The following is a 24,033-nucleotide window of genomic DNA, read 5'->3' as shown; positions in this document are numbered from 1 at the left end:
CCGCGCAGGTTAGCGACGCACTGCCTATAAATTTCAAACACCGAAAATCTCCAAGCGTCGCGTAACCCACCAAGCAATCGTCGGCATTGCGCCAATGCCGGGTATCCGCATCACCCAGCTGGCTGCACGGCAACCCGACGCTGCTGCCAGCGATAGGCGGAGAAACGCTTCGGTGCTTCGTACAACCAGTTGATGCCCAGCGCCTGGAGAATCTTCGCCGCGATGATCGGCAGCACTACGCCCGCCACGCAGCCGGCGACGATATGCAGGGTGTCGTCGTTGATGCCCAGAAACTTGCTCAGGATCACTCGCATGCCACTGCCGGCGAGGATATGCATGAGGAAGATCGGCATCGACAGCGCGCCCAGGGTCAGCACCCAGTCCAGCGGGCGACGCGCCAGCACCATGCACAGGCTGACGCTGAACAGAATGCCGATGAAGGCCACGACCAGCGATGCCGCACCACGATCCGCATAGGTCAGGCCAAGCGGACCGTGGAACAGATACTGCACCACGATGAACGCCAGGCCGCTACCCAGGGCGAATGCCGAGGCGCGTGCCTCGATGCCATCACGGATCTGGTTGAACCAGACCCCAAGGGCGAAGAACACGAAATTCTGCGCCAGGAACACCAGCGCGGCGACCCGCGGCGTCCACTGTTGCAGCAGGTAGAACAGCGCACTGAGCACCAGCAGCGGCAGGAACGCCCTTGTCGAGAAACTGCGATAGAGCAGGATGGCCAGGCAGAACGCGGCGAACAGCGCGTACAGGAACCAGAACTGCGCGCGCGGTGACCACAGCAGCGCCAGCACTTCGCCCATCCCGACGCCCCCATTGGTATAGCGGGCCAGCACCACTTCGATGCTGCCTTGCAGCAACGACCAGAGCACGAAGGGATAGAAGATGGTGTCGATCTTGTTGCAGAACAGGCCACCACTGCCGCGATTGTTCAGCGAGTGCCAGAAGAACAGCCCGGACAGAAAGAAGAACAGCGGCATGTGGAAGGTGTAGATGACGCTGTCCACCAGCCAGTGGAAATCCACGTTCTCGGTAATGATGCCGCCGTTGAGCAAACCGCGCACCACATGGCCATAGACCACCAGGAGGATGCCGATTGCCTTGGCATAATCCACCCACAGATTGCGGTTTGTCATGTTTGCATCCTTGAGATGAGGTCTTACGAGGGGAACGGTGACGGCAGCATTGAGTGCCGCCCCGCTAATCAGAGCGCGAACGGGAACCTCAGGTTCCCGGACCGATACTGGTGCAGTTGCCGCCCCCCAGGTACTTCTGCAATACCGCCCATTGCGGCCGGTCCACGCCCTTGACCGGTTCGATCGACAACTTGTGCTTGCCCCACGAGGGCCCCGCCGCCCAATAGGTGAACGGGATGCAGTGTTTCTGCAGGTAGGCAAGGGTCTGATCCAGGGCCTTGAGGCCGCTCTCGTCGTCGGCCGGCACGCCGAACTCGCCTATATGGCCCTTCTTGTTGTGCTTGATCAGCCAGTTGACGAAGGGTTCGATGCGCTTGACGCCAATCTGCGGATCCAGATTGGGCGCCAGGGCCTGCTTGTAACTGCCGCTGCTGTCGGGGTCGATGTACATGTGCGCCGAATAGACGATGTTGTTCGCCGGATCCTTCAGGTCCAGCAAGGCATCGTTGAGCTTCGGCCACTGCGTTGCCGACGAATATTGCGCACCCTCGACGTACACCGCGTTCTTCGAATCGTACTTGCGCACCCCGTCGATGCCGGCCTGGGCCACTTCCGGCCAGAACTTGTTGGCCGCGCCGTAGGGCTCGTTCATCAGGTCGTAGGAATACACCGCCGGGTTGTTGCCCCAACGTGCGGCGATGCGTTCCATCAGGTTCTTGTAGGCGGAGATCGGTACATCGTCGGTGCCGATCACCTTGTCGTAGTAACGCCCGTAGTTGTGCACGTCGAGCATCACCTCGATGCCGCTCTGGTGGGCTTCGGTAAGGGTCTTGTCGATCAGCTTGGCGTAGCTTTCGTCGAACTCGCCATTGGCCTTGGGCTGCAGGCGCTCCCACTGAATGGAGAAGCGCACCCAGCTGATGCCCTTCTGCTGCCATTTGGTGTAATAACCGGACGGCGGGAAGAAGAAGTTGGTGCCGTGCTTGCCGGGAATGTGCGAACTGGCGAATGCCGCGCCAGCCACGTTGATGCCGATAAGCTCGATGGGCTTCTGCTGCGCGCTGGCGCTGCAACTCAGGATGATGCCAAGGCCGAGGGCCAGGGTTCGGCCAAGATGGTTGCCGCTCATGGTGCTCTCCTCTGTCTCCGGAATTGAACGAAGCGCTCCGGATTAAAAATGCGTCTCAGACAAAATGCGTCCCAGACAAACAGGACGCCAAATGACCGCAGAGGTTCACGACCGGCCGCGCTAATCTCGTGACAATCGATAAAACGCAGGCCGCCGACAGACCCTAGACTTACGTCCTATGTCGAATCCGGGCCCAGGTCGCCACCATGTCGCCACAAGAACGAAAGGAACAGCGAGCGATGAAACCAGCGGACGATTTCGCCCTGGCCGGCAAGACCGCGGTGCAGCAGAACATCCACGGCACCATGGAGTTTCTGCAGAAGTTTCCACCGTTCAACCAGATGGATACCGCCCACCTCGCCTATCTGGTCGAACACTGCCAACTGCGCTTCTATGGCGAGGATGACACCATCATCCACCCGGACGATGGCCCGGTGCAGCACCTCTACATCGTCAAGCAGGGCCGCGTTCATGGCCAGCGCCCGCACTCGGCGCGGCGCGGCACGGAAACCACCTTCGAGATCACCAGCGGCGAGTGCTTTCCCATGGCCGCGCTGATCGGTGAACGGGCCACGCGCACCGCTCACCTGGCCGCCGAGGACACCTTCTGCCTGCTGCTCGACAAAACCGCCTTCGCCCGTCTGTTCGCGCAGTCCACGCCACTGCGCGATTTCGCCCTGCGCGGCGTCAGCAGCCTGCTCGATCAGGTCAACCAGCAGGTGCAGATGCGCGCGGTGGAAACCCTCGGCTCGCAGTATTCGCTGGATACCCGCCTGGGCGAGCTGGCCATGCGCCAACCGATCGCCTGCGCACCGGACCTGCCCTTGCGCGATGCTGTGCGGCTGATGCACGAAGGGCAGGTCGGCAGCATCGTCATCGTCGATCCCGGGCTGCGCCCACAGGGCATCTTCACCCTGCGTGACCTGCGCCGTGCGGTGGCGGACGGCAGTTCGCTGGAGCTGCCGATCGACAGCCTGATGACCCAGTCGCCCTTCCACCTGCCGCCGAGCGCCAGCGCCTTCGATGCCGCCATCGCCATGACCGAGCGGCATATCGCCCACGTCTGCCTGGTGGAACAGGGCAAACTCTGCGGCGTGGTTTCCGAGCGCGACCTGTTTTCCCTGCAGCGCGTCGACTTGGTGCACCTGGCCCGCACCATTCGCCACGCCGGGCGGGTGGAAACCCTCGCCGCCCTGCGTGAAGACATCCGCCAGCTGGTCGACCGCATGCTCGCCCACGGTGCCAGCGCCAGCCAGATCACCCATATCGTCACCCTGCTCAATGACCACACCGTGTGCCGGGTGATCGAGCTGACCATCGAAGACCTGGGCGACCCGGGCGTTGCGTTCACTTGGTTGTGTTTCGGCAGCGAGGGGCGTCGCGAACAGACCCTGCATACCGACCAGGACAACGGCATTCTCTTCGAGGCAGCGGACGGCGCGGAGGCCGCAGCGATCCGCGGCCGCCTGCTGCCACTGGCCATGGAGATCAATCAACGCCTGGCACGATGCGGCTTCAGCCTGTGCAAGGGCGACATCATGGCCGGCAACCCGCAACTGTGCCTGTCGCGCCAGGAGTGGTCGCGCCGCTTCGCTGGCTTCGTGCGCGATGCGTCCCCGGAAAACCTGCTGGCCTCGACCATCTACTTCGACCTGCGCACCGTGTGGGGCGACGCCAGCGGTTGCGAAAAACTGCGCGACGAGCTGCTCGGGCAGATCGCCGACAACCGCCTGTTCCAGCGCCTGATGGCCGAGAACGCCCTGCGACAACGGCCACCCGTTGGGCGCTTTCGGGATTTCGTGGTGGCCCGTCGCGGCGCCGAGAAAGACACCCTGGATCTCAAGTCCCAGGGCCTGACGCCCTTCGTCGACGGCGCCCGACTGCTGGCCCTGGCCAATGGCATCAAGGCCTGCAATACCCAGCAGCGCCTGCGCGAACTGATCGACCGAGCCATCATCGACCCACTGGATGGCGCGGCCTACGAAGAGGCCTATCACTTCATCCAGCAGACGCGCCTGCAGCAGCATCAACTGCAGGCGCGTCAGGCCCAGCCGTATTCCAACCGCCTCGACCCGGACAGTCTCAACCACCTGGATCGGCGCATCCTCCGTGAATCCTTTCGTCAGGCCCAGCGCCTGCAAAGCAGCCTGGCGCTACGCTACCAGTTATGAATGCACTTACCTGGCTGACCCGCCGCCATACGACCCTGCCCCCTGAACAGCAACGCCGTCGCGATGCATTGCCAGCCCCAGCCGTGCCGGATGAAACACCGCTGACGCAGCGACGCCTGGTGGTGCTCGACCTGGAAACCAGTGGGCTGGACATGAAGCGTGACCAGGTGCTGTCGATCGGTGCAGTGGTCATCGACAACGGTGCCATCCAGCTTGGCCAGCAATTCGAATGCACCCTGCACCGCGACGATCATCGGGTCAGCGCCAGTGTGCTGATCCACGGCCTGGCACCCAGCGCCATTGCCGCCGGCATCGAGCCGGGTGAAGCGCTGCTGGCATTCATGGAGTTTCTCGGCGACAGCCCGCTGCTGGCCTTTCACGCCGGTTTCGACCAGCGCATGCTCGCCCGCGCCCTGAAAGAGACCCTGAACCTGCGCCTGCGCCACCCCTTCTTCGACGTCGCCGAGCTGGCACCCCTGCTCTGCCCCGAGGCGGAAATCCGCAAGGGCGGTCTGGATGACTGGACACGGCATTTCGGCCTGCAGGTGCAGCAACGTCACCACGCCAGCGCCGATGCCCTGGTGACCGCCGAGTTGGCACTGATCCTGTTCAGCCGGGCCCGCAAGCAGCAGATCGCCAGCCTAAAGACTCTGGATCAGCGCCTCGCCGGCTGGCGCAGACGACAGCAGGCACCCTCGTTGTAATCGCTCCTCGCCACCTGTCGCCGCGGCTGCAGAGATTGAAGGCAGGCTCCTGCCAGGGACCGCGCGCCGGCTTCGCAAGAGCGGCAGATCAGCTGCCGCGGCGAGCATAAGCCGCGAGGATGGTGCGCTCGGATTGCACCAGATAGGCATCCAGCGCCTTGGCGGCTTCGTCTGGCCGCCCCGCTTCCAGTCGTTCGAGAATCGCGGCGTTCATGTCGATGTAGGGCGCGTGGAGAAATTCGGGGTCGTTGAGCAGGCCGAATACCAGCCGCAGCTCGGCGGACAGGTGCGCGTAAAAGGTGTTGAGCCGCTGGCTGTCGGCAAGCTCGACGATGGCCGCATGGAAGGCCATGTTGGCCGTGCCGACTGCGCCCCAGTCCGGCACCTCGGCGCTGCGCTGGGCGGCGCTTACCGCCTCGCGCATGCGTTTCACCGCCGGATGCTTGGGATACGCCTGCACCAGCGCCTGGCACTCGACGAATCGCCGTGCCCGGTAGATCTCGATGATCGAGGCCATATCGGGCACCGACACGAATACACCGCGGTTGGGCTCATGCTTGAGCAGCCCCTCCTGAGTCAGCACGCGAAAGGCCTCGCGCAGCGTATTGCGGGAAATATCCAGGCTTTCGCTCAGCGCCGCCTCGGAAAGCCGCTGCCCCGGTACCAGCTCACCATCGACCAGCTTGCGACGAATCTCCGCCGTCACGGTTTCCCCGAGGGTTCGCGGGTTGTCAGGCATGTCTTTGTTCATCACCGATCCACCGAGCAATAGCCGGGCCCTGCGCAAACGAACGAGAGCCGAAGAGGCTCGATGGTCTCCGAGCGAGGCGCTTCAGGCAAGGGGCAAGGTTGTCACCTCACGCACCATGCTGAATCATCACTGGGTAACGAGGTAACAAAACGGTGCAAATAGATCATCAATACAAATAAGATTGTTGAACAATAAATGCGTCTAGAATCAACAACGAGAACGCATTTCTGGTGATGTGGCATGGTGATTGCCTTACACCCTGCACACGTAACCCAGTCCTCAGGAGTGTTCCATGCAGGCCCAGACCACCGGCGACTTCGCCCGCTCACGTCGTTCCTCCCTGATAGCGGCCATCTTCCTGATGGCGACCTCGGCCATCGGCCCTGGCTTCATCACCCAGACTGCTACCTTCACGGCGAACATGGGTGCAGCGTTCGCGTTCGGCATCCTGGCCTCGATCCTCATCGACTTCGTGGTGCAGCTGAACGTCTGGCGCATCGTCACCCTGACCCGCATGCGCGCATCGGATATCGCCAACGCGGCGATTCCCGGCAGTGGTTACCTGCTGGCCGTGCTGGTGATCTTCGGCGGGCTGGTCTTCAATATCGGCAACATCGCGGGCTCGGGTCTGGGCCTCAACGCACTGATGGGCCTGGATACCAAATGGGGCGGCGCACTCAGTGCCCTGGTGGGCATCGGCATCTTCATGTCGCACCGCGCCGGCATCGCCGTGGACCGGATCATGGTGGTGCTGGGGGTGATGATGATCGCCCTGACCCTTTTCGTGACCTTCGCTTCCAACCCGCCGCTCGGTGAAGCACTGCGCCAGACGGTATGGCCGGACGAAATCAACTTCGCGACCATCACCACCATCGTCGGCGGCACGGTCGGCGGCTACATCACCTACGCAGGCGCCCACCGCCTGCTGGATCGCGGCACGGTCGGCGTGGAGAACATCAACGAGGTGTCCAAGGCAGCACTGAGCGGCATCATGGTCACCGGGGTGATGCGCTACATCCTGTTCCTGGCCATTCTCGGTGTCGTCGCCAGTGGCGTGGTCATCGACACCTCGGGCCAGGGTGCCAACCCGGCCGGGCAAGCCTTCCAGGCCGCGGCGGGCGAATTCGGGCTGCGTGCCTTCGGCCTGATCCTCTGGGCAGCGGGCATCACCAGCGTGATCGGTGCGGCCTACACCTCGATGTCCTTCATCACGGTCTTCAACAAATCCATCAGCGAGCGCGGCCGCAACCTGGCGACCGTGGTATTCATCGCCATTTCCCTGGGCGTTTACCTGCTGCTCGGCACACCACCGGCAGCCCTGCTGATCTTCGCGGGTGGTTTCAATGGCCTGATCCTGCCGATCGGCCTGACCATCTTCATCTACGTGGGCTGGTGCCGCTCCGACCTCATGGAGGGCTACCACTACCCCCGCTGGTTGCTGGTGCTCGGCGCGCTGACCTGCGCATTGACCTGGTACATGGCGGCCAAATCGGTCGTCCCGATCTTCGCTTTCCTCAATGTGGCCTGACTCAAGGAGACCCGACATGCCGAACATCGACCTCAACAGCGACTTGGGCGAAAGCTTTGGCCAGTGGCGCATGGGCGACGATGCCGCAATGCTCGACATCGTGACCAGCGCCAACGTCGCCTGCGGTTTTCACGCTGGCGACCCGGCCGGCATCCTGCACACCCTCAAAGCCGCCACGGCCAAGGGAGTGACCATCGGCGCCCACGTGGCCTATCCGGACCTGGTCGGCTTCGGCCGCCGCAACATGGACGTGGCCAGCGACGAACTGACCGCCGACGTGATCTACCAGATCGGCGCACTGCAGGCGCTGGCCCATGCCGCCGGCACGTCGGTACGCTACGTGAAGCCCCATGGTGCGCTGTACAACACCATTGCCCATGACCAGCGCCAGGCCCTGGCGGTGATCGAGGCGATACGCGTCGTCGACCCCAGCCTGGTGCTGGTCGCCCTGGCCGGTTCCAGCCTGGTCGATCTGGCTCGGGGCGAAGGCCTGACCTGCGTTGCCGAAGCTTTCGCCGACCGTGCCTACACCCCGCAAGGCACCCTGGTGTCACGCCGTGAGCCGGGCGCCGTGCTGCACGATGCCGAGAACGTCGCGCAGCGCATGCTGCGTCTGGTCGAAGACGGCACGGTAGAAGCCATCGACGGCAGCGTCACGCGGATCGAGGCCGATTCCATCTGCGTGCATGGCGACAGCCCCGGCGCCATTCAGATGGCCCTCGAGGTCCGCCAGTTGCTGGAGAAGTCCGGCGTGACCCTGCAATCCTTTGCCGGAGCCGCCCGATGAACGCCCTGCAACGCGCTCAACAGGCCGCCATCGCCGCCGCACGCGAAGCCCGCGCCGGGTATCGTAATGGCCTGATCGCGCCCTCCGCCGGTATCGCTCCCGGCATGACCCAGGCCAACCTGATCGCCCTGCCCCGCGACTGGGCCTACGACTTCCTGCTCTACGCCCAGCGCAACCCAAAGGCCTGCCCGGTGCTGGACGTCAGCGACGCCGGCAGCCCGCGCACCGTACTGGCCGAAGGCGCCGACCTGCGTACCGACATTCCGCTGTACCGCATCTGGCGCGACGGCAAGCTGGCCGAAGAGGTCAGCGATGCGAGCGCAGCCTGGGCGGAGCACCCGGACCTGGTGGCTTTTTTGATCGGCTGCAGCTTCACCTTCGAAACCGGCCTGCAGGAAGCCGGCATCGAAGTACGGCATATCGCCGATGGCTGCAACGTACCGATGTACCGCACCAACCGCGCCTGCCGCCCCGCAGGCCGTCTGCACGGTGAGATGGTGGTGTCGATGCGGCCGATCCCGGCGGATCGCGTCGCCGAAGCGGCCGGCATTTCCGGGCGCTACCCCTCGGTGCATGGCGCCCCGGTGCATATCGGCGAGCCACAACGCCTGGGTATCGCCGACCTGCAGAAACCGGATTTCGGCGACCCTGTGCGTATCGACGCAGGTGAGATACCCGTGTTCTGGGCCTGCGGCGTCACGCCCCAGGCGGCCGTCATGGCTTCCGGCGTGCCGTTCGCGATCACCCATTCGCCAGGCCATATGTTCATCACCGACGTGCCCGACAGCACGTACCACGTGTAGGAGCTTGCAGTGCGTTTTCTCCCCGTCAATCTGGATGCGTTGCTGGTGGAACTGGCCGATCTGGACGAAACCCTGGCGCTGTTCGACTCGCTGCAGGCCACGCCCATAGCCGGCATCGAAGAAATCGTTCCGGCAGCGCGCACCTTGCTGATCCAATACCGACCCAGTGCTGTCGACCGGCAGGTGCTGATCAACCACATCGCCCGCCGCGACCTGAGCCAGCGCAGCACGCGGGAAAGCCGCCGCGTGGAGATCCCCGTGCATTACAACGGCGAGGATCTCGACGAGGTCGCCAGCCTGTTGGGCATCAGCCGTGAAGAAGTAGTCAGCCGCCATACCAGCGCAGACTACGAGGTCGCCTTCTGCGGCTTCGCGCCGGGCTTCGGTTATCTCACCGGGGGCGCGGGCTTTCAGATACCGCGCCGACAAACCCCGCGCACGCGCATTCCGGCTGGTGCGGTGGCATTGGCCGGCAACTTCAGCGGTGTTTATCCCAAGGCCAGCCCCGGCGGCTGGCAGATCATCGGCGTCACGCCCTTGCAGATGTGGGACCTGGGGCGCGACGAACCGGCCCTGCTGCGCCCCGGCTACAAGGTGCGCTTCACGGATGCCGGGCCACTAACGCCCGGCGGCCTGCCAGCGCACGAACAGCCCGCGGCCAGCGAAACATGCAGCGGCGCCCACTTGGAAATTCTCACCCCCGGCCTGCAGAGCGTGCTGCAGGATCTCGGCCGCGCCGGTCACACCGATCAGGGCGTGTCGATGTCCGGCGCGCTGGATCGTGGCGCCCTGCGCGCGGCCAATCGCGCCGTGGGCAACGACTCCGCCAGCGCCTGCCTGGAAGTGGTGCTCGGCGGCCTGAGCTTCGTCTGCCATGGACGCACGATCATCGCCGTCACCGGCGCGCGCACGCCGCTGACCGTGACCACCGCCAGCGGCCTGCAGTGGCAGCCTGACAATTACCAGCCCATCGAACTGGAAGACGGCGACCGCGTCAGCCTGGGTGCCCCCAAGGCGGGCTTGCGCAGCTACCTGGCGATTCGCGGCGGCTTCGCTGTCGCGCCCGTGCTGGGCAGCCTGGCCACCGACACCCTGGCGCAGGTCGGCCCCCCGGCCCTGGCTGCCGGCGACCGGCTGGGCTTCAACGAAACCAGCGGTGGCTGCAGCGTATCGGTGCAGGAAGCGCCCGCCTTCGCGCTACCGACCGCCAACGACGTGGTCACCCTGGATGTGGTCATGGGCCCGCGCAGCGACTGGTTCACCCAAGCCGCCATCCAACGGCTGAGCAGCCAGCTGTGGCGCGTCACCCCGCAATCCAATCGGGTGGGCATTCGCCTGGCCGGTGAGGTGCCGCTGGAGCGTTGCAACCCTGACGAGCTGCCCAGCGAAGGCACCTCGCTCGGCGCCATTCAGGTGCCTGCCAGTGGCCAACCGGTGCTGTTCCTTGCCGACCATCCGCTGACCGGCGGCTACCCGGTGATCGCCGCCGTGGCCAGCCACCACCTGGACCTGGCCGGACAGATACCGATCAATGCGCAGATCCGCTTCAACCCGATCGATGCGTTCGCCGAGCTGCAGGCCGACGCCCTCCTTTCCACTGCCGACGTGAAAGAGATCCCATGAAAAAAGTACTGATCGCCAACCGTGGTGAAATCGCCGTGCGCATCGCCCGCGCCTGCCGCGACCAGGGTATTGGCTCGGTGGCCGTGTACGCCAACGCCGACATCGACGCCCTGCACGTCCGCCAGGCCGACGAAGCCTATGCCCTGGACGGCGAGCGCCCCGCCGACACCTACCTCGACATCGGCAAACTGCTGGCCATCGCCAAACGCGCCGGTGCCGATGCCGTGCACCCCGGCTACGGTTTTCTCTCCGAGCGTGCCGACTTCGCCCGTGCCGTGCAGGACGCCGGGCTGATCTGGATCGGTCCCAACCCGGAAACCATCGACGTGCTCGGCGACAAGGTCGAGGCCCGCAAGCTTGCCCAGCAGGTCGGCGCGCCCCTGGTCGCCGGTACGCCCGGCCCAGTGCAAAGTGCTGCCGAAGTGCTGGCCTTCGCCGAGCAGCATGGTCTGCCAATCGCCATCAAGGCCGCGTTCGGCGGCGGTGGGCGGGGCATGAAAGTCGCCTGGCGCATGGATGAAGTCGCCGAGCTGTACGCCTCGGCAGTACGCGAAGCCGAGGCGGCGTTCGGGCGTGGAGAGTGCTTCGTCGAGCAGTTTCTCGACCGCCCGCGGCATATCGAAGCGCAGGTGATCGCCGACACCCACGGCAACGTGGTGGTGGTCGGCACGCGGGACTGCTCGTTGCAGCGGCGTAACCAGAAACTGGTGGAAGAGGCACCTGCGCCCTTCATCAGTGACGAGCAGCGCCAGCGCATCCACCAGGCCGCTCACGACATCTGCGCCAAGGCTGGCTACGTCGGCGCCGGTACCGTGGAGTTTCTGCTCAGCGCCGATGGCACCCTGTCGTTCCTGGAAGTGAACACCCGTCTGCAGGTCGAACACCCGGTAACCGAAGAAACCACCGGCATCGATCTGGTGATCGAACAACTGCGTGTCGCCGACGGCCTGCCGCTGTCGTTCAGCGAAACGCCAACACCCCGTGGTCACAGCTTCGAATTCCGTATCAACGCCGAAGATGCCGGCAAGGGCTTCCTGCCCACCCCGGGGCAGATCGCTGCATTCCGCCCCCCGAGCGGTCCCGGCGTGCGCCTGGACAGCGGCGTGGAAAGCGGCTCGAAAGTGCCCGGCACCTTCGACTCGATGATGGCCAAACTGATCGTCACCGGCGCCACCCGCGAACAGGCCATCGCTCGCGCCCGCCGTGCGCTGGCCGAATTCCAGATCGAAGGGATCGCCTCGGTGCTGCCGTTCCACCAGGCCGTGATGGCCCACGACGACTTCACCGGCCCCGAGCGCTTCGCCGTGCACACGCGCTGGATCGAGACCGATTTCGCCGAACAGATCACCCTGGCCCCACGCACCCTGCCAGCCGCTGATGCCGCCGTGCTGCGCACCTTCATCGAGATCGACGGCAAACGCCATGAACTGGGTTTGCCCAGTGCATTGCTGCAAGGCCTGGCACCGCTGGCCGGTGGAACCCAAGCGGCTCCCCAGGCAGCGCCCCCCACAGCGGAAGAAGGCCTGGTGACAGCGCCGATTTCCGGCAACCTGCATGCCTGGCTGGTCGAGGATGGTGCCGAGGTGGCAGCCGGCGACGTGATTGCCGTGATGGAAGCCATGAAGATGGAAACCCAGATCACCGCCCCGGTGAGCGGCACATTGACCATCCGCGAACAGGCCGGCGCCTACCTCGACGCAGGCGTAGCGCTGGCCAAACTCGAAGGCTGATATCGCCCCAAACCAGCAGGGTGGATAAGGGCCGCCGTTTCCATTCACCATCACGATGGTGGACGGATGAAGCGACGTCCACCCTACTTCCGATCGTCAGAACGGCGAGCCGCGTGCGAGAACATCGCTGGCAAGCCAGCTCCTACAAGGAAGTTGCGGGTTGGCTGTCGGTGCGAGGGTGCACTCAGGACCTTTGTGGATATCGCTTCGAGCAAACCCATCCGGCTATCAATTACACGAACAGCCTCCTGTGTAGGAGCCAGCTTGCTGGCGATCGCGGCGCTGATGCAAAAAGCCCCATCCGGGTGGATGGGGCTTCTGTGTGCAGCCTGGAGACTCTGGTGCCGTCAAGGCACTCAGGAGCCGCTTTGTTCGGCGAGGGCAACGGCCTTGAACATGGCGCGGCGCTTGTTGAGGGTTTCTTCCCACTCCAAGGCGGGGACCGAGTCGGCGACGATGCCGGCGCCAGCCTGGACGTGCAGTTCGCCGTCCTTGATCACTGCGGTGCGGATGGCGATGGCGGTGTCCATGTTGCCGTTCCAGGCGTAGTAACCGACCGCACCGCCATAGACGCCACGCTTGACCGGTTCGAGCTCGTCGATGATCTCCATTGCGCGGATCTTCGGTGCGCCCGAGAGGGTACCGGCCGGCAGGATGGCGCGCAGGGCGTCCATGGAGGTAAGGCCTTTCTTCAGCTCGCCGGTGACGTTGGAAACGATGTGCATGACGTTGGAATAACGCTCGATGACCATCTTCTCGGTCAGCTTCACCGAGCCGATTTCCGAGACGCGGCCGGTGTCGTTACGGCCCAGGTCGATGAGCATCAGGTGCTCGGCGACTTCCTTGGCGTCGGAGAGCAGGTCCTGCTCCAGCGCCAGGTCGGCCTCTTCGGTGGCGCCGCGCGGACGGGTGCCGGCGATGGGGCGTACGGTGACCAGGTTGTCTTCCACGCGCACCAGCACTTCCGGCGACGAGCCGACGACGTGGAAGTCACCGAAGTTGAAGAAGTACATGTACGGCGTCGGATTGATGCAGCGCAGTGCCCGATACAGGTCGATGGGCGCGGCCTTGAACGGGATCGACATGCGCTGGGAGATCACCACCTGCATGCAGTCGCCGGCAAGGATGTAATCCTTGATGGCGTTGACCGAGCGTTCGTAGTCGTCGCGGCTGAAGCTGGAGCGGAAGGACGGCTCCTCACCCGACGCCTTGTTGAGGTCTACGCCGAGGCGCGGCGTGAAGGGCTGACGCAGCTTGTGCAGGATGGCCTGCAGCTGCTCCTGGCCACGGGCGAAGGCGTCGGGCTCGGCCGGGTCGACCAGCACGATGGCGTGCATCTTGCCGGCCAGGTTGTCGAACACCACCACGGCGTCGGAGACCATTAGCAGGATGTCCGGGGTGCCCAAGGTATCGGGGTTGACGCCCCCGGCCAGCTTCGGTTCCACATAGCGCACGCTGTCATAGGCGAAGTAGCCGACCAGGCCGCCGTTGAAGCGCGGCAGACCGGCAATGGTCGGTACGCTGTAACGAGCCTTGAAGGTCTCGACGAAGTCCAATGGGTCGGCACATTCGTGGCGTTCGACGTCGACGCCATCGGTGCTGATCACCACGCTGTGGTCGTGCACGCGCAGCACGGTACGCGCCGGCAGGCCGATGATCGAATAACGCCCCCATTTCTCGCCGCCCTGCACCGACTCGAGCAGGTAGGAGTTGGGCGCGTCGGCCAGCTTCAGGTAGATCGACAGTGGCGTGTCGAAGTCGGCGATGGTTTCGCAGGCGAGCGGAATGCGGTTGTAGCCTTCAGCGGCCAAACGCAGGAATTCTTCATGGATCATGATCAGCCTCGTGGCTTGGAAAATCGGTCAGTGCGAACGGGCCGCCTGTTGCGGCAGGTGAAAGTCAGGCGCGCCAGCGCCAACGGGCCAGGGCCTTGATGACTTTCATCCAGAGTTTGCAGGTGACCACCACGGGCGCATCTCGAAGAGGGGAAATAACGAGCGGCCAAGGTAGCGCAGCCGCTCGACTCAAGCAACCAAATGCCGTCAGAGCCCCTTCAGAGAAGTTCGGCCATGCTATCGACCACCAACTGCGGCTCTTCTTCGGCGATCGGTCGGCCATGGTTGTAACCGTAACTCACCGCCACACAAGGCACACCGGCGGCGCGAGCGGCAAGTACGTCGCTGCGCGAGTCGCCGATGAACAGCGATTGCGCGGCCGTCACTCCAGCCAGTCGCATCACCTGCAGCAACGCGGCCGGGTCGGGCTTCTGCTGGGGCAGGGTATCGCCCCCGATGATCCAGCGGAAATAACCACCCAGGCCAACCTGCTCAAGCAGCGGCGCGACGAAACGCTCCGGCTTGTTGGTGACCACGGCCAGCTCGACGGCGGCAGTGCTCAGGGCTTCGAGCAGTTCGTGCACGCCGGGGTACAGGCTGATCAGATCGTGGCAGTCGGCATAGATATCGAGAAAGCGCGCCAACGCCGCATCGGTTTCGGCCTCGCCTATCGACGAATGATCCATGCCGCCGGCCAGGGCACGGCGTACCAGCACGCGCGCGCCGTTACCGACCCACTGGCGCACGCACTCGACGCCGACGGGCTCACGATCCAGCTCGACCAGCATGCGGTCGACGGCGGAGGCCAGGTCCGGCACCGAATCGACCAGGGTACCGTCCAGGTCGAACATCACCAGACGTGGCAGCTCACCGGCGCACAGCGCGCGCAGCGGTTTCATCCACGCACCTGGGCCAGCTCGGCACGCATGGCGTCGATCACGGCCTTGTAGTCCGGCTGATTGAAGATCGCCGAGCCGGCGACGAAGGTGTCGGCGCCCGCTTCGGCGATCTCGCGGATGTTCTTGGCGCTGACGCCACCGTCGATTTCCAGGCGGATGTCACGGCCACTGGCGTCGATCAGGGCGCGGGCTTCACGCAACTTGTCGAGGGTGCCGGGGATGAATTTCTGGCCACCGAAACCGGGGTTGACGCTCATCAGCAGGATCATGTCGACCTTGTCCATCACGTACTTCAGTGACTCCAGCGAGGTCGCCGGATTGAACACCAGGCCGCACTTGGCGCCGCCATCCTTGATCAACTGCAGGGAGCGGTCGATGTGCAGGGTGGCTTCAGGGTGGAAGGTGATGTAGCTGGCACCGGCTTCGAGGAAGTCACCGATGATGCGATCCACCGGACTGACCATCAGGTGCACGTCGATGGGCGCGGTGACGCCGTACTTGCGCAGCGCCGTGCAGACCATCGGGCCGATGGTCAGGTTGGGCACGTAGTGGTTATCCATGACATCGAAATGGACGATGTCCGCCCCGGCGGCGAGTACGTTGTCCACTTCCTCACCCAGGCGAGCGAAGTCGGCGGAAAGGATCGACGGGGCGATGGCGAAGGGTTGCATGGCGCACCTCTGAGTGCTTGGTCACGGTGGCGCGCATTGTAACGACTGACAGGCCTTTGATCGACAGGCGCACGGCTTGGAGTCTGCACCGCTCGTAGCTTGGGTTGGGCGCAGCCCCCGGGTGGCGCTACGCTCGGACCGGGCTACATGCCGGAGCAGATGCCCACGCGCAAACGCGCTCACTGAAGATGGCGGCGGTAGTCGTAGGGTGGACGACGCTTCACCCGTCCACCGTGCATGCCGCTACGCATGCAAACCTCAAGCACGCTGATCGGCTTTTCTACCAACGCCTCGAAAGAGCCGCTCAGATACCCAGGCAGAGGTACTTGATCTCCAGATACTCGTCGAGGCCGTACCTGGAGCCCTCGCGGCCCAGGCCGGAGGCTTTCATGCCGCCGAACGGCGCCACTTCGTTGGAGATCAGCCCGGTATTGATACCGACCATACCGTACTCAAGCGCCTCGGCCACCCGGAAGGTGCGGCCCAGATCGCGGGTGTAGAAGTAACAGGCCAGGCCGAACTCGGTGTCGTTGGCCTGGCGTACCACCTCGGCTTCGTCGCTGAAGCGGAATAACGGTGCCAGCGGGCCGAAGGTTTCCTCGCGGGCGACACGCATCTCGGTGGTTACGTCTGCCAGCACGGTCGGCTCGAAAAAGTTGCCGCCCAGCGCCTTGCCGCCCTGCACGACCCTGGCGCCCTTCTCCAGCGCATCGGCCAGATGCGCCTGCACCTTGGCCACGGCGTTGCCGTCGATCAGCGGGCCGGTGGTCACGCCCGCCTCGGCGCCGTGTCCGACCTTGAGTTTGGCAACCGCTGCCGCGAGCTTCTCGGCAAAGGCGTCGTACACCGCATCGTGGACGTACAGGCGATTGGCGCAGACGCAGGTCTGCCCGGCGTTGCGGTACTTGGCGACCATGGCGCCCTCTACCGCGGCATCCAGATCGGCATCGGCGAAGACGATGAAGGGTGCATTGCCACCCAGCTCCAGGGACAGTTTCTTGAGCGTCGGCGCGCACTGCTTCATGAGCTTGATGCCGACACCGGTGGAGCCGGTGAACGACAGCTTGCGCACGATGGGGTTGGCGCACAGTTCGGCGCCCACCTCACGGGAGCGCTCGGCGTCTGCCGGCAATACGCTGAACAGCCCGGCTGGAATGCCGGCACGCTCGGCCAGTACGGCCAGAGCCAGAGCGCTGAAAGGCGTTTGCGGCGCAGGTTTGAGCACCATGGCGCAGCCAGCCGCCAGGGCCGGGCCAGCCTTGCGGGTGATCATCGCCGCGGGGAAATTCCAGGGCGTGATCGCAGCGGTCACGCCGACCGGCTCCTTGGTCACCAGCAGGCGCTTATCGGCCTGATGACCGGGGATGGTATCGCCATAGACGCGCTTGGCTTCCTCGGCGAACCACTCGATGAACGAGGCGGCATACAGCACTTCGCCGCGCGCTTCGCTCAGTGGCTTGCCCTGCTCGGCCGTCATGATCTGCGCCAGGTCTTCCTGATTGGCGAGCATCAACTCGTACCAGTTGCGCAGGCGCGCAGCGCGCTCCTTGGCGGTCAGCGCGCGCCAGGCCGGCGGGGCATCACGGGCAGCCTCGATGGCCGCGCGGGTCTGGGCGGCGCCCAGGTTCGGCACGCGGCCCAGGGATTCACCATTGGCCGGATTGAAGATTTCCGTGGTGGCGCCGTCGCTGGCGTCGCGCCACTGACCATTGATATAGGCCTGATGACGCAGCAGATCGGGATCGTTGAGTTTCATGATCTCTCCAGTGGCCGGGAGCCGTCGGTTCCCGGATTGATAGTTAGTCTTTGCCGACCGGTTCGGCGGGCGGCAGGTCCTTGCTGAAGGTCTGGTCGTTCTCGCCGCGGAAGAAGCGGGTGCCATAGATCAGCAGGCACAGGCCGAGACCGATGGCGAACGCCCAGCCGGCGCCCTTGATCGCCAGCACCGCGCCGATCACCCCGGCAATGCCCAGATCGCGCTGGCTGCGCGCTTCCATGATGCCCAGGCGTACGCTCACGTAGCCCTGAATGAGCAGGGTCAGCGCCAGCGCAACGCCGAGAATCGGCTGCACCAGAGTCACCACCGGCAACAGCAGCAAGCCGGTATTGGTGCCCCAGCGGAACGAACCGACACCGCCGTAGATGGATTTCATCGCCTTGGCGCCGCCTTTGAAGCGCTCGGTGATCACCACCTGCATGGCTGCCCACTGTGGGCCGCACATCGCCACATCGGGGCCGAGGATGCTCATCAGCGCATTACGCCCGCCAAACAGCAGGTGCGAGCGATTGGGATCGAAGTCGATCTTCTCGTCGCGGCGCACCTTGCCGCCCTCGTCGAGGATCGCCTGGTTGCTCAGTACGTCGCCGAACACCACCAGATAGGCGGCCAGCACAGTGGGGATGGCGGTGACGAACATCATCAGCGGCGGCATACCGAGGCCGAACACGGTGTATTCGTTCCACAGGGTGATGAAGTCGGGCTTGCTGATGCCCCACTCGATGCTCGGCCAGGGTGCTTCGCCGAAGATCGGCGCGACGATCACCGCCAGCAGGATGATCGGGAAGATGCCCAGCTTGGCGAAGTTCCACCAGAAGCGGTTGCACTTCTTCAGCTCCTGGAAGTGCATGGAGAACACCAAGTAGAAGGCCACGCCGATGGCGATGGAGATCGTCCAGGGGAAGGCGTCGAAGCGGCCGCCCTCCTTGAACACGGTGACCACCGCACTGAGCCCGGCGCCCATGATGATTCCGGCCTTGAGCGCCGAGGGCACCAGCGACACCACCCTGCGTGCCATCCCGGTCATGCCCAGGCCGATGGAGAATATCCCCAGCATCAACTGGAAGGCGATCAGCGCGTGCACCCGCTCGGCGCCCTCCGGGAACTGGCTGCAATAGGCCATGAGCATGGGAATGGCCGGCGTGATCCAGCCCGGCACCACCGGGTCGCCAAGCAGGTGGTGGATCAGGTACAGCAGACCGTTGAGCATGACCACTGCCAGCGCCACCTCGAAGGGCATGCCGAGGAATTCGGTCATCAGCGGGATCGCCGCCAGATCCACCGCGCACATCAGCAGACCCTGCATGTAGTCGGAGATTTCGAAGCGGTAATGGATGAAAGGCAGACGCAGCTTGAATGGCCCAAGGGGCGTGTAGGGCGCCTCCGGGCCTTGTTGGTGCAGTTCGGACATTTGGATTACCAATGTTATTAGTATGGACGTAAACCAGTACGCCCCGGCAGAACCGGGGCGCGTCATCAGCTGTTGCAGGTGCTCAATAGGCGGCGCGGTAGATCTGCTCGATGTCGCCGGCCGTCAGGCGACGCGGGTTGTTGCGCATCAGGCGGTCGATCTTGCTGGCCTCCTCGGCCATGGCCGGGATGGCATCCTCCGGCACGCCGAAGCTGCGCATGCCCTTGGGGATATCGACGCTGGCGCACAGCTCGGCCATGGCCTCGACGGCCAGGTCGGCAGCGGCCTTGTCGCTCAGGCCAAAGGTCTGCACGCCCATGGCGGTGGCGATCTCGGCCATGCGCTCGACGCAGGCCAACTTGTTCCAGGCCATCACGTAGGGCAGCAGCAGCGCGTTGCTGACCCCGTGGGCGATATTGAAACGCCCGCCCAACGGATAAGCCAGGGCATGCACCGCACCCACGCCGGCGTTGCCGAATGCCATGCCGGCCATCAGGCTGGCGGTGGCCATGTCTTCACGGGCGACGAGGTCGGCCGGGTTGGCGTAGGCCTTGGGCAGCGCCTTGCTGATCAGCTTGATGGCGCCAATGGCCAGCGCATCGGTGATCGGCGAGGCATTCACCGACAGGTACGACTCCACGGCATGCACCAGGGCATCGACGCCGCTGGCCGCCGTCACGCTGCGCGGACAGGTAAGGGTCATCAGCGGGCTGACGAGGGCGACGTCGGGCAACAGGTAATCGCTGACGATGCCTTTTTTCAGTTGCGCCTGCTTGTCGGAAAGAATGGACACGTTGGTCACTTCCGAACCGGTACCGGCCGTGGTCGGAATGGCGATCAGTGGCGGGCCTTTACGCTTGACCTGATCGACACCGAACAGCTCCTCCAACGCGCCGTCATGGCCGACGTAACCGGCCACCGCCTTGGCGATATCGATGGCGCTGCCGCCACCGACGCCGATCAGACCATCATGACCGCCCGTTCGGTACACCTTGGCGCAGGCCTCGACGATGGCGATCTCCGGCTCCGGCTCGACGCCATCGAAGATGCCATAGGCGCGCTCGCCCAGTTGCTTGAGAACGTGCTCGACGGTGCCCGACTTGATCAGGATGGCATCGGTGACGATCAGCGGGTTCTGTATGTTCAGACGGGGCAGTTCGTTCGCCAGTTGCTCGACGGCGCCTTGGCCGGTCAGCAGCTTATTGGCGATCTTGAATGCGGCAATACTCATCATCAGGCCCTTTTATGTGGTGTTCAGCTTTGCGGGTTCGGGCCTGTCATAGCGATTCCTGTGCCAGCCTGACGAAACCCTTGCCGTAGACGGGTTGCATCGATTTGCCACAGGCTATTGGGGTGCTGCAGCGATCAGCAAACGGATCAGAAAGACCTCGCCTGATCCATTTTCCGATCAGCCTTGCTCCCAGCGTTTCATCTTCTGCACCAGGGTGGCCTGGCTCAAGCCGAGCACGCGGGCGGCTTCGCGGGTGGTCTTGTGCTGCACCAGGGCGTTGCGGATCAGCCGTCGCTCGAGCTGTTCGACCTGCTTGCGCAACGGCAGCAGGCTGTCGTCACTGGCGTCCCGCTCACTGTTGCGCATCTCTTCGGGCAGGTCGAAGAGCTCGACGACCGCCCCGCTGCAGGTAACCACCAGGCGCTCGACCAGATTGATCAGTTCGCGGATGTTGCCCGGCCAGGAATAGTCGGTCAGCGCGTCCAGGGCCTCCAGCCCCCACTCGAGCTGGCGCCCGTAGCGCTGATTGAATTCGGTCAGGTAGAAGTCGAGCAGCGGCTGGATTTCCTCGCGCCGCTCACGCAGTGCCGGAATGTGGATCGGTACCACGTTGAGCCGGTAATAGAGATCGGCACGAAATCGCCCGTCGCCGACCATGGCGCGCAGATCATGGTGGGTAGCGGTGATGATGCGAACGTCCACTTCCTTGAGTTCCAGACCGCCGACCGGGATGAAACGACTTTCCTCGATGACCTTGAGCAACTTCACCTGCAGGGCCAGCGGCAGGTCGCCGATCTCGTCGAGAAACACCGTGCCGTGGTGCGCCAGCTCCAGCAGGCCGCGCTTGCCCTTGCTGCCGGCGCCGGTGAAAGCGCCGGGCACGTAGCCGAACAGCTCCGCTTCGATCAGGTTTTCCGGCAAGGCACCGCAGTTCAGCGCCAGGAACGGCTGCGCGGCCCGTGGGCTGCTCTTGTGGATGTACTGGGCGATCAGCGTCTTGCCGACCCCGGTCTCGCCTTGCAGCAGGACCTTCACGTCACTGGCAGCGACCTGGCGGGCCTGAGCGAAAACCCGCCCGGATGCCGGGTGGTCGGCCACCGGTGAAGCGTCGAGCAGATCGTCGCGCTGGCCGGCATGCAGGCGCGCGGTGCTGTTGCGCAGTTGCTTGAGCTGCTGCAATTCGTCGCGCTCGTGCTTCATGCGCAGTAATTCGGTCATGTCGCGCACGGTGCTGACCACGTAGCGAACCTGGCCTTCGGCGGTGAAGATCGGCGTGCCACTGACCAGCAGGCGCTTGCCCTGGCTGACGCTCTGCATCAGCGACAGCGCCCTGCCCTCCTTGAGCACCCGCAGCGACACCGACTGGGAAATCACCCCCTGCTCGACCAGCGCCTGCATGTGCTGGCCGACCACATCCTCGCTGCGCAGCCCGGTGAGCCGCTCGTAGGCGCTGTTGACCTTGAGGGTGATGCCATCGGCATCGGTGATGTACACGCCGTCGTGCAGCGCATCGAGCAGCTCGCGAAAACTGGGATCGTCGAAATCCATGGGGCTTTCCGGGAAACGCGGGAGAGCGCAGCAGTTTACTCCGCCCGATCCCCAGGCATAAAAAAACCGCCGCAACCGAGGGGTGTGCGGCGGTTACGAAACGTAGAGACTTATTCGACCTGGGTACGCAGCTTCTCGCTACGCCCGCGCAGCCACTCGAGGGTCAGCAACAGCAGCACCGAGAAGCCGATCAGCAGGGTCGCGGCAGCGGCGATGGTCGGGCTGAGGTTCTCGCGGATACCGCTGAACATCTGCCGCGGCAGGGTGACCTGCTCCGGGCCGGCGAGGAACAGGGTCACCACCACCTCATCGAAGGAGGTGGCGAAGGCGAACAGCGCGCCACTGATCACGCCTGGAGCGATCAGCGGCAGGGTCACCCGGCGGAACGCGGTGATCGGTGAGGCGCCAAGGCTGGCCGCGGCACGCACCAGGTTGTAGTTGAAGCCCTGCAGCGTGGCGGACACGGTGATGATCACGAAGGGCACGCCCAATACCGCGTGCACCACGATCAGCGACAGGTAGCCGTTGGCCAGGCCCAGCGGCGCGAAGAACAGGTAGCTGGCGACGCCAACGATCACCACGGGCACCACCATCGGCGAAATCAGCAGGCTCATCACCAGCGCCTTGCCGCGGAACTCCGAGCGGGTCAGGCCGATGGCGGCCAGGGTACCCAGCACCATGGCCAGCACGGTCGCCGCCGGGGCGATGATCATGCTGTTCTTCAGCGCGCGCATCCAGCCAGCCGAGCCGAAGAAATCCTCGTACCAGCGCATCGAGAACCCCTGCATCGGGTAGATCAGGAAGGTGCCGGAGTTGAACGACAGCGGCACGATCACCAGGATCGGCAGCACCAGGAACAGCAGCACCAGGCCGCAGAGCAGGCGCAGGCCGTAGTACCAGGCGCGCTCCACGGGAGACATGTAAGGGCTCAGCATTTTCTATTCTCCGCTCATTAACCCAGACGCAGGCGACCAGCGCCCACCAGCCAGCTGTACACCACGTAGAGCAGCAGCGTGGCGACCAGCAGCAAGCCGCCCAGCGCGGTGGCCATGCCCCAGTTGATGGTGGTGTTGGTGTAGAAGGCAACGAAGTAGCTGACCATCTGGTCGCTCGGGCTACCGAGCAGCGCCGGGGTGATGTAGTAGCCGATGGACAGGATGAACACCAGCAGACAGCCCGCACCGACGCCGGCCAGGGTCTGCGGGAAATACACCCGCCAGAAGCTGGCGAACGGATGACAGCCAAGGGAGATCGCCGCACGCATGTAGCTCGGCGATATGCCCTTCATCACGCTGTAGATCGGCAGGATCATGAACGGCAGCATGATGTGCACCATGGAGATGTACACGCCCGCCCGGTTGAACACCAGCTCCAGCGGTTGGTCGATCAATCCCAGCTTGATCAGCGCCGAGTTGATCAGACCGCCCGACTGCAACAGCACGATCCAGGCCGCGACGCGTACCAGAATCGAGGTCCAGAACGGCAGCAGCACCATGATCATCAGCAGGTTGCCCTGACGGGTCGGCAGGTTGGCCAGCAAGTAGGCCAGTGGATAGGCCAACGCCAGGCAGATGGCGGTGATCACCGCGCCCATCCAGAAGGTGCGGGCGAAAATGTCGAGGTAGATGGCCTGATCCGGCGTGGTCTTGACCACGGCGCCGGTGTCATCGACGCGATGGTCGAGCGAAGCCAGCAGGTAGTACGAGGTCCAGGAGCTGGTGTTGCGACGGATCACCTGCCAATAGGCGGGATCGCCCCAGCGCTCATCGAAAGACTCGAGCGCGTCCTTGTAGGATGCCGGTTCGGCCTCGAAGGGTAGCGAGCGCGCGGTCTTGGCCAGCAGGCTGCGGTAGCCGGCCAGCTCCATGTTCAGGCGCTTGGACAGGTCACCGATGCTCTGCTTCTCGCGCGCCTCGGCCAGATCCAGCGCCAGTGCCTGATAGACCGGCTCGGCGGGCAAGCCACGACCATCCCAGGTTTCGATGGCGGCCACGGTTCTCGGCATCGAACCGATCACGTCCGGGTTATCCACACTGCGGTTGAGCAGCGCCACGATCGGCACCAGAAAGGTGAAGACGAGAAACAGCACCAGCGGCAGGATCAACGCCTGCGACTTGAGGCGATTCATCCGCTCGGCGCGCGCCAGACGCTGCTTGAGCGAGGGGCCGGCGACCTCGGCATGGGGCACTGCTAGGGCCATGGGGCTAACTCCGGTGAAACAGATAAGGAATTCGGGGGTGAAGCCGGAGCGCCTGCATGCAGGCGCTCCTTGCAACGGGTG

The 24,033-nt window shown here is 64.4% G+C and carries 19 protein-coding genes; 7 read left to right on the top strand and 12 right to left on the bottom strand.

Going from position 1 to position 24,033, the window contains the following annotated elements; all coding sequences use genetic code 11:
• Window positions 1-110 precede the first annotated feature (110 nt).
• Window positions 111-1,154, bottom strand: a complete 1,044-nt coding sequence (locus tag ACT9T4_RS13475) for an acyltransferase family protein (RefSeq protein WP_499117438.1) — start codon at window positions 1,152-1,154, stop codon at window positions 111-113.
• A gap of 88 nt (window positions 1,155-1,242) precedes the next feature.
• Window positions 1,243-2,283 carry a glycoside hydrolase family 5 protein gene (locus tag ACT9T4_RS13470; protein ID WP_042556615.1) on the bottom strand — a complete coding sequence of 347 codons (1,041 nt, stop codon included), beginning with the start codon at window positions 2,281-2,283 and terminating at the stop codon, window positions 1,243-1,245.
• A gap of 239 nt (window positions 2,284-2,522) precedes the next feature.
• Here ACT9T4_RS13470 and ACT9T4_RS13465 point away from each other — a divergent pair, with 239 nt between their 5' ends.
• On the top strand, window positions 2,523-4,454 hold the full coding sequence (locus ACT9T4_RS13465) for a DUF294 nucleotidyltransferase-like domain-containing protein (RefSeq protein ID WP_499117436.1): 1,932 nt from the start codon (window positions 2,523-2,525) through the stop codon (window positions 4,452-4,454).
• Complete coding sequence (locus ACT9T4_RS13460) at window positions 4,451-5,158, top strand: 3'-5' exonuclease (protein WP_499117434.1); 708 nt, start codon at window positions 4,451-4,453, stop codon at window positions 5,156-5,158. The genes ACT9T4_RS13465 and ACT9T4_RS13460 overlap by 4 nt, the downstream gene beginning before the upstream one ends.
• Window positions 5,159-5,246: 88 nt before the next feature.
• Here the strand turns inward: ACT9T4_RS13460 and ACT9T4_RS13455 are convergent, their stop codons facing one another.
• Entirely contained in the window at window positions 5,247-5,909 is a 663-nt protein-coding gene (locus tag ACT9T4_RS13455) for a GntR family transcriptional regulator (RefSeq protein WP_499117432.1), read from the bottom strand.
• Window positions 5,910-6,201: 292 nt separating this feature from the next.
• On the opposite strand from ACT9T4_RS13455, the gene ACT9T4_RS13450 reads away from it, so the two are divergent.
• Genes ACT9T4_RS13450 through ACT9T4_RS13430 form a run of 5 tightly spaced genes read left to right on the top strand, consistent with a single transcriptional unit; the run spans window position 6,202 to window position 12,380 of the window.
• Window positions 6,202-7,437: an NRAMP family divalent metal transporter gene (locus ACT9T4_RS13450; protein ID WP_042556611.1), complete on the top strand. Its 1,236-nt coding sequence runs from the start codon at window positions 6,202-6,204 to the stop codon at window positions 7,435-7,437.
• 16 nt (window positions 7,438-7,453) lie between these two features.
• Complete coding sequence (locus tag ACT9T4_RS13445) at window positions 7,454-8,224, top strand: LamB/YcsF family protein (protein ID WP_499117430.1); 771 nt, start codon at window positions 7,454-7,456, stop codon at window positions 8,222-8,224.
• On the top strand, window positions 8,221-9,027 hold the full coding sequence (locus ACT9T4_RS13440) for a putative hydro-lyase (RefSeq protein ID WP_042556609.1): 807 nt from the start codon (window positions 8,221-8,223) through the stop codon (window positions 9,025-9,027). Before ACT9T4_RS13445 ends, ACT9T4_RS13440 begins: the two co-directional genes overlap by 4 nt.
• Window positions 9,028-9,036: 9 nt before the next feature.
• A complete protein-coding gene (locus tag ACT9T4_RS13435) occupies window positions 9,037-10,650 on the top strand; it encodes a 5-oxoprolinase subunit B/C family protein (protein WP_499117428.1) in 1,614 nt (537 codons plus the stop codon).
• Window positions 10,647-12,380: an acetyl/propionyl/methylcrotonyl-CoA carboxylase subunit alpha gene (locus ACT9T4_RS13430; protein ID WP_499117426.1), complete on the top strand. Its 1,734-nt coding sequence runs from the start codon at window positions 10,647-10,649 to the stop codon at window positions 12,378-12,380. Before ACT9T4_RS13435 ends, ACT9T4_RS13430 begins: the two co-directional genes overlap by 4 nt.
• A 356-nt stretch (window positions 12,381-12,736) precedes the next feature.
• Here ACT9T4_RS13430 and trpE read toward each other — a convergent pair whose 3' ends face one another.
• From trpE to ACT9T4_RS13385, 9 genes are all read right to left on the bottom strand, one after another.
• Entirely contained in the window at window positions 12,737-14,215 is a 1,479-nt protein-coding gene (trpE, locus tag ACT9T4_RS13425) for an anthranilate synthase component I (RefSeq protein ID WP_179539810.1), read from the bottom strand.
• A 218-nt stretch (window positions 14,216-14,433) separates the two neighbouring features.
• On the bottom strand, window positions 14,434-15,114 hold the full coding sequence (locus tag ACT9T4_RS13420; RefSeq protein ID WP_499117424.1) for a phosphoglycolate phosphatase: 681 nt from the start codon (window positions 15,112-15,114) through the stop codon (window positions 14,434-14,436).
• Complete coding sequence (gene rpe / locus ACT9T4_RS13415) at window positions 15,111-15,785, bottom strand: ribulose-phosphate 3-epimerase (protein WP_042556604.1); 675 nt, start codon at window positions 15,783-15,785, stop codon at window positions 15,111-15,113. The genes ACT9T4_RS13420 and rpe overlap by 4 nt, the downstream gene beginning before the upstream one ends.
• 304 nt (window positions 15,786-16,089) lie before the next feature.
• Window positions 16,090-17,541 carry an NADP-dependent succinate-semialdehyde dehydrogenase gene (gene gabD, locus ACT9T4_RS13410; protein ID WP_499117421.1) on the bottom strand — a complete coding sequence of 484 codons (1,452 nt, stop codon included), beginning with the start codon at window positions 17,539-17,541 and terminating at the stop codon, window positions 16,090-16,092.
• A gap of 43 nt (window positions 17,542-17,584) precedes the next feature.
• Window positions 17,585-18,973 carry a hypothetical protein gene (locus ACT9T4_RS13405; RefSeq protein ID WP_179539807.1) on the bottom strand — a complete coding sequence of 463 codons (1,389 nt, stop codon included), beginning with the start codon at window positions 18,971-18,973 and terminating at the stop codon, window positions 17,585-17,587.
• A gap of 82 nt (window positions 18,974-19,055) precedes the next feature.
• Window positions 19,056-20,204, bottom strand: a complete 1,149-nt coding sequence (locus tag ACT9T4_RS13400; protein WP_499117419.1) for an iron-containing alcohol dehydrogenase — start codon at window positions 20,202-20,204, stop codon at window positions 19,056-19,058.
• Between the two features lie 177 nt (window positions 20,205-20,381).
• The gene (locus ACT9T4_RS13395) at window positions 20,382-21,752 is read right to left on the bottom strand and encodes a sigma-54 interaction domain-containing protein (protein ID WP_042556601.1); all 1,371 of its coding nucleotides are present in this window, start codon (window positions 21,750-21,752) and stop codon (window positions 20,382-20,384) included.
• Window positions 21,753-21,862: 110 nt separating this feature from the next.
• The gene (locus tag ACT9T4_RS13390; protein ID WP_042556600.1) at window positions 21,863-22,687 is read right to left on the bottom strand and encodes an ABC transporter permease; all 825 of its coding nucleotides are present in this window, start codon (window positions 22,685-22,687) and stop codon (window positions 21,863-21,865) included.
• Between the two features lie 17 nt (window positions 22,688-22,704).
• Window positions 22,705-23,952 carry an ABC transporter permease gene (locus ACT9T4_RS13385; RefSeq protein ID WP_042556599.1) on the bottom strand — a complete coding sequence of 416 codons (1,248 nt, stop codon included), beginning with the start codon at window positions 23,950-23,952 and terminating at the stop codon, window positions 22,705-22,707.
• Window positions 23,953-24,033: the final 81 nt, after the last annotated feature.

It is taken from the genome of Pseudomonas sp. SZ40 (genome assembly GCF_052958135.1).
This window is presented reverse-complemented; position numbering and strand designations above follow the sequence as displayed.